Genomic DNA, 13,906 nt, shown 5'->3' with positions numbered 1-13,906 from the left:
TTTGGTACAATTTCTTATTGTGTGTATCAGTATCATGACCGAGAACAACAGCAAAAACGATCTTACTGTTAGACAAGCGAACGCTTTAACAACGGCAGCTTATAGCCTTACTCGTTATGAGAAGCGGCTTGTATACATGTGCCTCAAGCGGATTAATCAGGAAAACCCTACTCCCGAACATTTAAAAACAATGGAATATGGTCAGTATCCGATCACTATTTCTAACAAAGAGTTCATCGAATACTTCGAGATAGATGATGAGTCGAAGAAAAACCTATCAAGAGACATACAACGCGCAGCACAATCTTTACATGAGAAAAGTGTGGTTATCTATCTTCCTGATGAAGACAGCAAAGATGGTGAAAAAGCTTATGATGCTATCCACTGGACCACTAAACAGAGCTATCGTCCTAAACGAGGACATGTAGTGCTGTATTTGAATGCTGAGTTGATTAGTATCATTAACCAAACCACATCAAACTATACACAGCTGCTGATAGGTGAAGCAGGAAACTTATCTTCCGTTTATACCATGAGGCTTTATGAGGCTATCAATCAGTGGAAGAATTTAAGAAATAACCTAATTCTAGATGTTGATTGGATGCGCTCTAGGTGGCAACTGCCCTCTTCGTATGACAGAACTGCGGTTCTTAAGAAACGTTGGCTTAACCCAGCAATTGAAGAACTTAATAAGTTGCACATTTTCAAAAGTCTTTCCTACGAGGATGTTCGAAAAGGTACCAAGACTGTCGCATTTAAGTTTACCTGGGAGCTTTCTAAAAAGGCCCCAAGTAAACTATCCCTTGCAAGGTCAGCAATCAAAGCTATCAATGCCAACCTTCAACCAAAGCAGAGTGAAATGGTCGCATTGACTGAGCAGATTGGAGAACTATTGCTGAATGGTGAAGATATATCCCCTGCTGTCCTAAGCGCTATTAAGAAGTTTGGTGAAGAGTCAAAAGATGCTAAAGGTACATCAATGAAGAAATCAGATGACGTCATTGATGTAACCGACTATGAAATAGTCACAGATGATGAAGATTAGCTTCAACTAGCACACCAAAGAAGTAAATTTCCATCCAACTAGCACATTCAACAATCAAGTGTGCTAGTTCTGCCTCAAAATACCGTCCTAAGTGTCACCTTTACCAGATATTGCTGGTGGCTAAACCTCTCAATAACTGTGATCCAACTCCCTAATTGTTGTTTTTTATCCGTGATTGAAGTTGTTTTGTGGGTGATGAAGACCCAATTCCTTCTTTATAACCTGCTTTTTTGCTTCCTTTGAATGAAAACCCTGTAAATGAAGGTTAAGCTAATTTTTCAGAACTCCTTCTAACGTATTGAATTATAAGGATAGTATCTATTGCTTCTAGTTGGAGGGGTGACACTTAGGACGAAAGTAAGGGATCAATGAATATGCAATGCGTTTTTTTCTCTATTTTCGTCCTAGGTGTCACTGTTCTATGGCGATGTTTTAATCGGATTTTTTATAAGTATATGTATTTTAATTGTTTTTCTGTGTCAAGAGCGTGAGGGGTGACATTTAGGACGGTTTTAAAATGATACTTTAAGAAGCAACAATGTGTGTCCAGTACTCTATAGAATAAAGCTCAAACTTAATGATTATAACTGACTGAAAATAAAAGATATTTTATTTGTGCCTTAGGCTGATATAAAAAGCTACACACTGGAGTCATACTTTCTCTACGTTCGATATACAGTAAAGAGTGATAGGTGACATCTAGGACGAAAACATTCGTAGGGGTAAAATGGTTTAGCCCAGTTGGGAATTTAAGAAAAGCTAGTTACTATAGATATCATTGAATATATTTAAAGCATTGAAAATAAAGATAAAAATCTCTTCTCTGTGACATCTAGGACGTAAAGCCTACTTGAGTATAAGAAAGTAGAAAAGCATATCAATGAGTTAAATATATGCGGTGGCACTAGATAGAAAACTTTCGTCCTAGATGTCACACTTAGATAGAGGTGTTCTTCTATCTTATTGATTTACTATGGTCCAATAGTGTCTGGGGTGACATTTAGGACGAAAACTAACGCTTTAAGAAAACGTCCTTGATGTACCACTTGTATATTAAGACCTGGTACACCAAGGAAGGTTTGTTTGAGAGGCCCAGAAAAGCTTTTACAAACTCAAGCTATCTAGTAATAGTAGGTCTTCCCGGATGGAGGTCGAGTGCTTGTGGTACCACCATTTACAGTTTTGTATCTGGAACCGGAAGGTTTGTTGTAATGTGCCCACCCTCTATACCTTACTCTCCATGGATCATCTGCACCCATTGTGTAGTATCCCATGTCAGCAAACGCAGCACGAGTTAAGCTTACTCTACAGCTAGGTGTAGCAGTTGATGTCACTGGCCCGGAAATTTCAAATAAACCAGCATTAGCGATTTCATCAGTGAGATTGTATATTTTACTATGATCAGTGATGGCTATTTTTGTGATCCCTTTGGTTTCCAGGTTATATGTTACAAGGAAATCAATGTTCGACGAGTTAGGCCAATATGAACCATAAGATGAGCTAAAGTACCCACTTGCTTTGCTGTCCATTGCGCTTTTAGCTCTTTTTGGAGAAAAACATGCTCCCCTTGCGACATTCACAGAAGCACATCCACAGTTAATAGTAATATCTACTGCCTCATCTTCATCCTCTCCAGGTTTGGGGATCTCAAAGTCCCCTACTGGATCATCTGGGACGGTTGGGAGCTCAACGATTGTTTCGTCAGAGATGTTTCTGGAGCCTAAAGTATCATCCAAGCCAACTGCACTTGTTTGGTTCATGTGTGAAGGAACCTTAATAACTTTATTGTAGCTCCCTGCATTGTGTGGTGCTTTGATTGAAGCAATTACAGAGGGGGCGGAAACCGCTAAAGCAATCCCCACTGTAATGAGATTAATGTTATTCATTGCAATCTACCATTGTCATTTATGGATAAAAAGCAATATAGGCCTTGAGCGAATTACAATCAACTTTAGTTTTCGAACTAAGGAAATTGGTTCACGGTTTCTTTTAAGGGTTGTACTCAACTTTCACCATAATTTGATTTGTTGGTGAAGGCGATACGGTACCGACAGTAGTGCTCTGCAAACTCGAAATCATCTTCATCAAAGATTGTGCTTTCGTTACACCATAACTTTTTATGTTCGTCACGTATCCTTACCGATTCAATGTGAATTTCAAATTTACATTGGACATCATTTAAGTAAGCAGATATGTGCTTTCCTAACAGTGGTTCTATGCTGTATATGTTGTACTCATTAACACCTTCCTTAATTGCTCGAGATAGACCCATTCTCGCCATTGTCATCGCATTAGGGCATCGATGTGCTTTCAGGTCTAAGTCATTACTCTCTGGTGACTTCATACTTCTTCTCCCACTGAGGGTAGTTCTAGTTCTTTACAAATAGCAGTAGCACAGCTTCTCTCTGAGCTGCGGATCATTCTGTATTTAATACTTCCATTTCTTGAAATAGATTTCTGTACTACATTATTCTCTAGCCAAAAGTCATGTGTAATATCTTTCACAGGCAATCGAACTATCCCATCTAGTACTGACCAATCAATGGGGGCTTTATGCATTCGAGACAAATGCTCTTCAAAGATAGATCGAATTACTATCGCAGTCCCTTTCCAAAATATACTTTTCGTGTACATAACATTTGGCCCTGAGTCTGAAAGAAACCTCATAGGTATAAGAGAAAAAAACTTGGTGAGGAATGGAGTTGTTAAGCGAATTATTTCAGCTTCGGTATCGCTTGAACCTTCAAGCAATTTGTTCATTTTTACAGGAGTTGTACCTAATGCGGTACAAATGAAATCGCCTAACTGCTTCAAGTCCATTAACTGGGATTTCTTGGGTTTTCCTGTGGTACTTATAAACCGCTTTAGTGAATGACCATCAACTAATACATTATCGAGTATCTGGTCCCTAATTAATCTGGAAAAGCTTTGCGAGCTGTCAAAGAATAAGTTTTGTGCTGATGTTGGTTTACGAAGGTGTAAGTGGTAGTCAGAAAATACCTGTCTAATCTTTTGAGTGACTGGCTCTAAGGTGTCCGTGTTTGTAACAATGAATTTAACTCCCAGCGTATGGTACTGAGTAGGACTAGCATTCGTAACTCTGTCCTTAAACAAATTCAAACGGTTCTGACCATCACATACAAGACGGTCAGATGAACTTTCTAATGTGGCTGTGACGACTTCTTTGTTACCAATAGATATTTCCTCATGGAGTTTTAATGAAGAAACAAAGACAGTAATGCTAGGGAGTACTGTATCCTCCCTATTGTCGAAATACTTAATCAAACCTTGTGCACGACCTTTCTCAAGGTCTCTCTGTCTTTTTTGATACTCATTTAAACTATCTGAGCTCTCTTCTTCAGTGAAGTTCTCAGCAAATTCTTTGCCTGTTATTACCCCCTCAAATACAGAAATGCCATTCGTGCAAATACCCTCGTTAGCTCTGAAGAGTACTAATTGAAGGTCTTGTTCAGAATAAATTGGTGTGTACATGTCTTGACCCGATGACTAAAAGAATAGAAGTAAAATACCATATAAATACACCTCCTTCAATATATGTGCACAAAAAAGTGCACTAAGTATATTTAAGTCTATAAAGTGTGTTTAAATATGGTATTATATAGTTGTCGGTCTTTAGTAATGGTTCAGCCAATGGTTAATATTTTTGAAACAACAAACCTAATAGAAAACGAATTGGTGGCTTTGCACGAGAGTGTTAGCTTCAAGTTCAATGCGGTTGTAGAAGAGTTTATAACGATTTTGCGATCTAGTGATTCGCTAGTGTTTGTTCCTTGCAGTATGGGTAAAGACTCCAGCACAGTTTTGAATGCTGCTTCTGAAGCTTATCGAGTTTGTATTCAAAATGGTTGGATCGAAAAAACTCGCCCCTTAATTGTTTCAACGGTTGACACTCTTTCGGAATCACTTCCAATGGTTATGTACACCAGGTGGGTTAAATCTAAGTTTATTGACTATGCAAAAGATAACGATATTAACGTTTACTACGATATTGTCACTCCGTCATTTCATGAAGAGTACGCGAACAAATACCTGACTAGTAATAAGCTAATACCAAATGCACAACGTAATAGTGACTGCAGCTCTATTCTCAAAATTGTTCCTAGCGAAAGATATTTAAAAAACCTATTGGACCGCTTTAAATCAGACGAAGAACTACAGCAATACACCCGTTTTGATGTGATTTGCGCTACAGGGCAAAGAAACAACGAGAGTACAAAGCGAAAAGGTAATATGGTTATTCAGGGAACCAGTGATAAGTCTATAAGTGATTTATTGAAAGAGATGAAAGAGTCTGACTTAAATACAGGCTACCCACTGTTTCTATACGCTCCAATACGTGACTGGTCTACCCAAGAGGTTTTCACTTCCTTAGAACTTTCTGGAGCTAAGCCTCTTACTCGTAGTTTAGCTGGGCTCCCTCCCCTTCCCGGCTTCCTTTCTGATTTCGCCCTGCTTTTGGCCATTTATGGGAATGCTTCTTCTGATGTCTGTGAGATTGCAGTAGGACAAAAGAATTCAAATGGTTGCAATGGATCTAGTCGATTTGGATGCACACTATGCACAATGGTTCAACACGATAAAACCCAAAACTCACTAGCTAAACATACTCGATGGAAAGTGTTTTTACAGGAAGAGGTTCTGCGCATTAGAGATTTCATGTTTCAGCTGAGTTGCAATATGGATGCGAGAATGATGCATGCCAAAGCTATCGATTTTGCAGCATATCAACGAGTAGCATTTCAGCCGAACGTTCTAAAAGTAAAGTATTTAGAAAAGTTGGTTAGGTATTTTGCTCAAATTTCAATTGAGTCATCTAAAAAAGCTGAAGAGTTCAAACGACTATATAAAAGTGGGTACGTCGACCAACATGAAGGCGTTATAGACATCAAAAATGATAGAAGCTTGAACGCTAAAGCCAGAAGAGCATTTCTTGATATGTACATTCAAGAGGCCCAGAAACCCTTAATAAACATTTTTTCTGAAAAGCATGCTGCTTATCTTTCGTTTAGATGGAGTCTAGATGGAGTAAATGCCCTTCCCTATAGACCTTTGGTTATCTGGAATGAACTTTTGAGAGGTAATGGCTGGATTCCTTATCCTAAAAGTAATGCAGAGTACGAATCTATTCATGGAAAAATCAGCATTAACTCATCGAAATTACCTGAAGCCGTATTAATGAAAACTCTTAATGTTGACAATGACCCAGTGCGGTTTATTGATAATCATAAGTCCTTTCTTAGCTACTGGGAGCGTCCAATAGATGCGAGCGATTTGAATGAAAGCGATTTTAACTGCACCACGAAGATCCTCCCTAAAACACAGTTACCTGTAAAAGTGAGTATTGCTCATAATTTAAAGCTGGAACCAATCAGCCAGGACACTTCTCGATCTAAACATTGTGATCTCTTAGGAAGGATTTCAGTGATGGTCAATGCTGAGAGAGTTGAACTCTTTGATTTGATTTCAAGTAACTCTGATAAGGTAATCAAGTTGGAGTGTAATGGACGTAAAGCTTCTAGTGCATTTTCAGAGTACTTTAAAACTAGTCTACTTAAGGGTTATGCAAACAAAAAAGCACTAAATTGGTATAACGAAATTGATGAGCAAATTAGTAGCATTGAATTTAGTTCTATCCAAGAAGCTACGAAAGTGATTTATGCATCCTTTAGTTCTATGTTTGGCGGTGGAAAGATAAACACCAAGCTTTCTATACCCTATCTATCGCATGTTACTGATATCCAATACCAGGAAAAGGCTCGAAAAGTTAAACCTTCATTAGATTTCACAAAACGTGTAGCAAAAATTAGATCAGGTAAACTTACTAAGGGAACAACAAGACTCTCTTTCTATAATCTTGAAACAAATCCAAGACTTCACTATGCGCATGCAGATAATCATAGAGTGCTTCACCCTGACATCGATCTCTTGGGCGAAGAAGTTAAAGATGTTTTTACACCAGCACATTATATTGACCCTAATGCCGCTCTAGGCGACAAGTTAAATATTGTAGTTAATGAAAGAACTCTCAGTCAGTGGCACTTAACCCAACCTTACGAAAGAATTAAAGCTGAACATGATCTTGCACTCATTCAGAACATAAGAAGACGTAGATTGTCTCTCTCTAATAGAAAACAATCAGTACGGTCCACGCAATTAGGAGCTGTGGCACGTTCTATGGTAGAGACAGGGGCCGTTAGGATATCGTTAAAGTACTACCCGACATTCCTCGACATAGCCAAGAGAACAGAGTTACTGTCAGAACTTGGTTGTTTCGACTACCAAGACATGAATGCATCAGAACTAAAACAATTGCCTTTTATGGTTTCTATGCAAAAGCATAGGATCGATAAAGCTAAGCTATTACTTCATGTTCGGGAGCGTAGAAACGCAATAAGACACAAAATAAAGCTGCAACTGTCTAGGCCGTTGGAAGGCTGTGAGAGTAGATTAAGGAATCACTGTGATAGATTGAAGAAATACCTGGCTCGATTTGGTGAATCAACTGTCAAGCTAAACAATCCCACACTATTCTTGACCGATAATCAGCCTCAGATTCATCGAACATTAAAGTGCTGGTCTTTATTAAGCTCAGACTCGTTCAAATCGATTGAAGAGTTCTACAAAAGTTCTCTCTCTACTAACCAACTAACAGAACTGAATGCTAAGCCATCTATTAAGAAGGAAATTACACACTTTACAATCGAACAGCTAAACTCAGTTGTTTCAGTACTAGAGCAATCTATTGCGATGAACTGGGCACTTAAAGGAGTGTATTCAAATGCCATTAATAGTATTGATAGTGAAACAGTTTCAAAAATCGCTAAGGTATCTAAAGACCTATCTAACTTGAAATTTGACGATGTTTTTAAGTATAAAAGTTCAGAGGAATATCTTTGTCTAAAAACTGAATTGAGAAATCTGAATGCAGCTCTATACACGCGACTAAGTAATATCGAAACACCAGCCTCAAATGTGATTAACTTAGACAAACAAGATTTTCTAGCTTCATTTAACCCAAGCGTAGAAAACTACTTAACTCGGTTGGGAGAATATGAGTCAAACCTATCTGAGGCTCTTATCACCCTCGAGTGGTTTAAAGCTCAAATTGAAGATATAAAGAGATTTTCTCTTCGTGAAACAATATCAAAGTTTTCACTCGAACAGCGTCTATCTCTATCAACGGATTTATGTACAATGCCAGTAAATACGAATGTTACAATTTCTCCTGATCGAGTCGATAGTAATATGCATACGACAAAAGTAACTAAACGTTCTACAAGAAATGTAACGCCAAAACCCTTACTCGAATCACTATTAAATCTATAAAACAATTATGTTTACTTATGACTATAAAAACGATTTATCTCTCTTAGCTGAAGCGTTTAAACAGAGTGAAAGCACAATAAAACTGTGGCAGAAATCAAAGCCGAAACAGGCTTTCATGTTGGATAATGCATTCAACTACTGTAATGATTACGATGAACTAAAGCTATTTGTCAACAGGCTGGTGGAATTGGAAACCATAAAAGAGGTTAACGCCGAACTAGGATTGCCTAGTGCTCCAGATCGACTTGTAGATGAAGGCTTCTCTAAGTCTGCCTATTGGAAGTGGTTTAAGGAAAACAGGCACTTGTATGTTGCGATGGTTATGGGGTATTCAGAGTTTAAGGTTCAGAACCTAGTAACCAATACTAACCAGGATTTGATAGCCAAGATACTAACTAACCTAAGTAAAAAGGAGCTGGTATCGCTCTACACCTCTGACCCAGATAGTTTAATTAAGTTAATCAATACGCTTAAGTGATGTGAATTTTTGGGGTGATATACAGTGTATATTCTAATGGGACCAGTATTGATGTCACATTGTAAATATACACTGTATATTTTAAAGGGAGCTATTTGTTAAAATAGTATACAGTGTATATTACTCAGATATCCATCTGGCATAGTGTTCCAGAACTCTTGATTAACTATTAATCAACATGGTTGTTCAAAAAAAAAGTATTAGAATATACAATGTATATTCTTAATCTAAAGTGTTTTAAATACTACAATTTTTCAGAATCAAGCGCGTAAGTACCCATCATAGTTGCATCAGCCGAACTGTTTTTCATACTTATGAAAACCACGGACTTACTTTTATCGAATTGGTCATTCGTGCACCCAATTAGACAACGACCCACTTTATGTGGTTTTGTTAATTTGTATATTCCAATGCCGATAGCATTGATTGCTCTAGCGAAACTCTTAGATAGTCCTGCCATAATCAACTTGTTGGCCATTTCGGACAGCTCCTGAGCATATGAATCTGTCATGTTTTCTGCCTTTATCTTTATCATTGAGCTCGAACCAAGCCACCAGTTGTTGTAAGCACCAGACTTACCTTGTGCGAGGACAATGTCTTCGATTGTGTACTCAATACCGAAGATGGTGAGTATGATACAACCACGAATGGCAAAATTGAGTTTACGTGGAATGTCATCCATATAGGTATCTGCTATTGCACCTCCTAGGCCGTTTTCTTTGGGCCAATTTACATTTGACACTAGCCAGTTAGAAACTTCATGTGACCCCTTCCTGCCAGCAAGTACAACCAATTTTGCTGGCTCCTTGTGACAAGCGTTGTAGCAACGGACTCCATCATAAGGTTGACCATGGGTGATACAGTGGGATTGTTCTATGAAATTGATATTAGTTAAGCCATCGAGATTAAATTCAAATGCGTTTGAATGAATGGTAGCCACAAAATACTCCTTAGAAAAAGCTCACTTGCCGATACGAATTAATGAATACAGATAAATACTTTCGGAATAACTAATAGTTCATAAGTAAACAGAATGTAAGGTGAGCCTAAGAAAAAAGAATCTAAGTTTGAGCTCTGTTGATACAAGAATGATCTAAGCTTGTTTAGATGAATTAACAAAATAATAGTAAAATTAAGATAAGGGAGATCCATGGAAGGATTTGTCGGTGGACAACAAAGTTTGAAACTCGAACAATAAAGATTAGAACTATGACAATAAAGTACGAAACTTTTCGGTGCCATTTGTCGTAGTTTGCCTTCTTCTCTGAGACGATTTTGCCCCATTCCTTCTCTGCGCGAAAGTCTACTCACAATTTGTGATTGTACGTTTGCCTTACTTGTAGTTATTCGAGGAAGTGTCGAAGTAAGCTTTTTAAAAATCATACGTCATTTTGCAATCTAATACCGATAACATCTCATTAAACTATTGATTATTAATTGAACTGTGATTGAAAAGGCTGCATGATAGGACTATGAAAAGCCGTATAAAATGCGTTATATGCGAAGGAGGATATATGACAAAGGAAGTTGCCGATAAGTGCTATATCGCATTAGGCATTGCTGCTGGAGATAGTATCTATCAGTACTTTTTCCGTACTGAAGAACCGTTTAATTTCTACAAGCCAATATTTATGTTCATAGTCGTTTTCCTTATTCTCATTACATTAAGCTTTGGCTTGAGGTTACTTAAACGGCTCATTTCTGCTCCTAAACGTGTTTAGAACGCAGTAAACCTTCATAAGAATAATTTGGTCAACAGGCTGTTGACTAAATTCAGGACAGCTCATTTGTGAAGCAAATTGTTTCGCAATTGACCAACAGGCTGCTGGACAAATCCCACTGCCCAATTTTGCAAGAGGCTCTTACAAAAAAACGAGTCAACACATTTATGCCCCAAAACAAGTCTAGTCGAGCGTCGCAAATGAGCGATCAGCGGACGGTGAAAAATGTTCAGCTGATACCGTTTTTATATCCAAAATCAACAAACTTCCCCCATATTCAGGTAAATGAGCAATTTGCGCATTTTTGTCCTTAGACCACGTCATTAACTTTCAAATATTTTCATAGCTAGCAAAAGGTTAGCTAATTTGATAAAAACGTATGAACCAGAAAAGTGAGCTATTACGTGGTAGAAATATGCGCGATTTGCACACTATTAAATTGTTGAACTAAGCCGCTGCGCGGAGTCGCAAACATCCCAATCAACGACCACACTTACCTTGAGATTTAACCCATTAATCTGGAGGTAACAATGAACTCTCTCATTGAACAAGTCGCCACTGAAATTGAACTCATGGGCTATTCACAACGAACTCGCGAGACCTACTGTGGTTGCTTACAGCGCATTGAGAACTATTTCAGTAAATCCTTAGCGCAAGTCACGGATGCGGAATTGAATCACTATTTTAATGAGCCTGAGGTGCGCCGATTAACCCGAGCGAGCCAATTGGTGCAAATTAATAGTGTCCTCTTCTTATTCAAACACATACTCCACCGGCCGTTGCAATTAGCCATCACTTTACCCAAGCAACGGCATAAGCCACCCCAATATTTAAGCCGACAAGATATCCACTTACTGATTCACCATTGCCAAGATTTACGTTTAAAAACCATGATAATGCTCAGTTATGGCTGTGGATTACGCTTAAATGAATTAACCCACCTCAAAGTGGCACAGATTGATGGGCAACGTAAAACGGCCTTTATTGAACACGGCAAGGGCAACCAGTCTCGTTATGTGGTGATTCCTGAGACGGTATTGCATCAACTCCACGTGTACTGGCAAGCCTATCACCCCAAAGAGTGGCTGTTCTATTCTCGCTGGTTAGCCTCCCAACCTCTCAGTAGCTCCACCTATGCGAAGGCACTGAAAAAAATCGCCGCACAGCTTGGGCTTAAGGATAAAGTGAACGCGCATCAGTTACGCCATGCCTATGCCACGCATCAATTAGAGGCAGGGATGCCGTTGCATCAATTACAGCACCAGCTTGGGCATCGCAGCATTAAAACGACCGAGTGCTATCTGCATTGGTTGCCAGAGCTTGGGCATGGGGGCGTTGATTTACTAGCCAACTTGCAGTAACGCATGCCACCGCTTCATCTGGCGGATATTCTCAGCCAAGGATTACCGCATTACCAACAACAGCACCGATTAACCCGTCAACAATATCAAGTGTGTGCACATATCTTGGCGTGTAGAACAGGACAACTCGGTTATCAACAGTGGCGTTGTGACCAGTGTGGTCATGAGGAGCAATTTAGTTGTAGTTGCAGAGACCGGCATTGTCCTCGCTGCCAAGGACAAGCCACGCAAGCTTGGATTGCCAAACAAGCGATGTCACTGCTACCTTGCCCTTACTTTCACTTAGTGTTTACCTTACCGCATGAACTTAACCTAATCGCACACTATGCACCTAACGTGCTTTATCACTGTTTATTTAAGAGCCTTTGGCAAACACTCATGACATTCGCTGCCCATCGTCATCAGGGTCAACTCGGCATGACTTGTGTGTTGCATACTTGGGGGCAAAACCTCAGCCAACATATTCATGTGCATTGTTTAATCCCCGCAGGTAGCCTCAATCGACAATCGCAGTGGCAACCTATCACTAAAGGTTATCTCTATCCTGTTAAGGCTTTATCCACTGTGTTTCGAGGTAAAATGATAGCGGCACTCAAGGCACAATCCATAGCGCTACCGTCATTACCCGCCACTTGGTGCGTGTACAGCAAAGCCTGTGTCTACCCACATCAACTCTTGCACTATCTTGCACGTTATACCCGCAAAGGTGCCTTATCTGAATCACGATTAGTGAACTATAACGCCAGTCGTGTGCGCTTTCGTTACAAGGATTATCGTGACAACAATAAAACCAAATTCATGACCTTAAGTATGGATGAGTTCATTCGGCGCTATTTACAACATGTCCTGCCTAAAGGCTTTATGCGTATTCGCCATTATGGCTTTTTAGCCAATGCTTGTCGTAACAAGCGCATCCCCCTCATTCGAGCACAGTGCCGTGATTTAACCGATAAAATCGCCATGGATAACGTGGAAACCAAACTGCATTGGGTTTGCTCGCACTGCCATCAAGGGCAATTGATATTCGTCGCTATCGTGCTCCCCTTAACGCAACAGATAAGAGGATTGGATTCAAGTTAAACAATGATGACGTCAAACCATTTACGCAAATATTAGACTGAATGCCGCCTGATAGACTGGCGCTTGCGTGTGTAAAAAATACACTTGCAATTAACCAGAAAAGTAACGTAAATTAAGACCATTAATCGACTGAACGACAGTGACAATGGAATGCAATGATGAAGATAAATCGGATAACGTCATCAATCATCCTCAGGCTTAAAAAAGCAAATTCCATTAGCATAAATGATTCCAATACAGTGATTCACAAGTCGCCGTCCGTTCAACAAATGATTTATTTACACTCATGTGTAAATAAATACTAAAACGTTAGATTTCATGTTAGCTATAATTTCGCAATATTTAGTATAAAAACCATAACTAGGAAAAAAGATATGACTGAGAATGCCCAAAAAAATGCAAAACCTTTTTCTCAAACGTTTTTTCATGGAACCAAAGCAGATCTTAAATTGGGAGATCTTATAGAAACAGGGTTTAATTCAAATTTTGGACAAAATAATAAGGCTAAGTATATATTTTTGACAGCTACACTAGATGCTGCCATTTGGGGAGCAGAGCTTGCCCTAGGTAATGGTCGCGAAAGAATTTATTTGGTTGAGCCAACAGGTCCAATTGAAAATGATCCTGACCTAACGGATAGAAAGTTCCCAGGGAATCCAACTATGTCATATCGTTCAATCCATTCATTTAAAGTTGTAGGTGAAGTATCAAGCTGGCAGGGTCATTCAATAGAGCAAGTTAAAGCAATGAAAGATGGTTTAAATAAACTACATGAACAGGGCATTAACTCTTTAAATGAAATCTAACAAGTCGGTGCACATGACTGCTAACACGTCACTCGGTTTGCTCTGCCTTCGGCAGTTTAGCAAACTCT

11 protein-coding genes are annotated in these 13,906 nt (G+C 39.1%); 7 read left to right on the top strand and 4 right to left on the bottom strand.

Translation table 11 applies throughout. The features are described 5' to 3' along the window. Window positions 1-34: 34 nt before the first annotated feature. Window positions 35-1,045, top strand: coding sequence for a RepB family plasmid replication initiator protein (locus tag R7P36_RS15605; protein WP_158083951.1), 1,011 nt, complete (start codon window positions 35-37; stop codon window positions 1,043-1,045). A gap of 1,121 nt (window positions 1,046-2,166) precedes the next feature. On the opposite strand, the gene R7P36_RS15600 is transcribed toward R7P36_RS15605, so the two are convergent. From R7P36_RS15600 to R7P36_RS15590, 3 genes are all read right to left on the bottom strand, one after another. After that, window positions 2,167-2,931: a hypothetical protein gene (locus tag R7P36_RS15600; RefSeq protein WP_025633937.1), complete on the bottom strand. Its 765-nt coding sequence runs from the start codon at window positions 2,929-2,931 to the stop codon at window positions 2,167-2,169. 116 nt (window positions 2,932-3,047) lie between these two features. Then, window positions 3,048-3,389, bottom strand: coding sequence for a hypothetical protein (locus R7P36_RS15595; RefSeq protein WP_042776211.1), 342 nt, complete (start codon window positions 3,387-3,389; stop codon window positions 3,048-3,050). Then, the gene (locus tag R7P36_RS15590; RefSeq protein WP_077202323.1) at window positions 3,386-4,537 is read right to left on the bottom strand and encodes a DGQHR domain-containing protein; all 1,152 of its coding nucleotides are present in this window, start codon (window positions 4,535-4,537) and stop codon (window positions 3,386-3,388) included. The genes R7P36_RS15595 and R7P36_RS15590 overlap by 4 nt, the downstream gene beginning before the upstream one ends. A 147-nt stretch (window positions 4,538-4,684) precedes the next feature. On the opposite strand from R7P36_RS15590, the gene R7P36_RS15585 reads away from it, so the two are divergent. Together R7P36_RS15585 and R7P36_RS15580 are read left to right on the top strand one after the other, a co-directional pair. Further along, the gene (locus tag R7P36_RS15585; RefSeq protein WP_139351517.1) at window positions 4,685-8,392 is read left to right on the top strand and encodes a hypothetical protein; all 3,708 of its coding nucleotides are present in this window, start codon (window positions 4,685-4,687) and stop codon (window positions 8,390-8,392) included. A 7-nt stretch (window positions 8,393-8,399) separates the two neighbouring features. Further along, window positions 8,400-8,870, top strand: coding sequence for a hypothetical protein (locus tag R7P36_RS15580; protein ID WP_025633942.1), 471 nt, complete (start codon window positions 8,400-8,402; stop codon window positions 8,868-8,870). A gap of 244 nt (window positions 8,871-9,114) precedes the next feature. Here R7P36_RS15580 and R7P36_RS15575 read toward each other — a convergent pair whose 3' ends face one another. Next, on the bottom strand, window positions 9,115-9,810 hold the full coding sequence (locus tag R7P36_RS15575) for a hypothetical protein (protein ID WP_025633943.1): 696 nt from the start codon (window positions 9,808-9,810) through the stop codon (window positions 9,115-9,117). 574 nt (window positions 9,811-10,384) lie between these two features. Here R7P36_RS15575 and R7P36_RS15570 point away from each other — a divergent pair. From R7P36_RS15570 to arr, 4 genes are all read left to right on the top strand, one after another. After that, window positions 10,385-10,591, top strand: a complete 207-nt coding sequence (locus R7P36_RS15570) for a hypothetical protein (RefSeq protein ID WP_077202320.1) — start codon at window positions 10,385-10,387, stop codon at window positions 10,589-10,591. 530 nt (window positions 10,592-11,121) lie between these two features. Further along, a complete protein-coding gene (locus tag R7P36_RS15565; protein ID WP_318122227.1) occupies window positions 11,122-11,952 on the top strand; it encodes a tyrosine-type recombinase/integrase in 831 nt (276 codons plus the stop codon). A 3-nt stretch (window positions 11,953-11,955) separates the two neighbouring features. Then, on the top strand, window positions 11,956-13,032 hold the full coding sequence (locus R7P36_RS15560) for an IS91 family transposase (RefSeq protein WP_077202318.1): 1,077 nt from the start codon (window positions 11,956-11,958) through the stop codon (window positions 13,030-13,032). Window positions 13,033-13,406: 374 nt separating this feature from the next. Beyond that, window positions 13,407-13,838, top strand: coding sequence for an NAD(+)--rifampin ADP-ribosyltransferase (gene arr, locus R7P36_RS15555; RefSeq protein ID WP_077202317.1), 432 nt, complete (start codon window positions 13,407-13,409; stop codon window positions 13,836-13,838). Window positions 13,839-13,906 lie beyond the last annotated feature (68 nt).

Origin of the sequence: Vibrio sp. 397, assembly GCF_033339395.1 — a bacterium.
Classification (GTDB): domain Bacteria; phylum Pseudomonadota; class Gammaproteobacteria; order Enterobacterales; family Vibrionaceae; genus Vibrio; species Vibrio alginolyticus.
The sequence above is the reverse complement of the archived record's forward strand: the minus strand, read 5'-3'. Positions and strand labels throughout refer to the sequence as shown.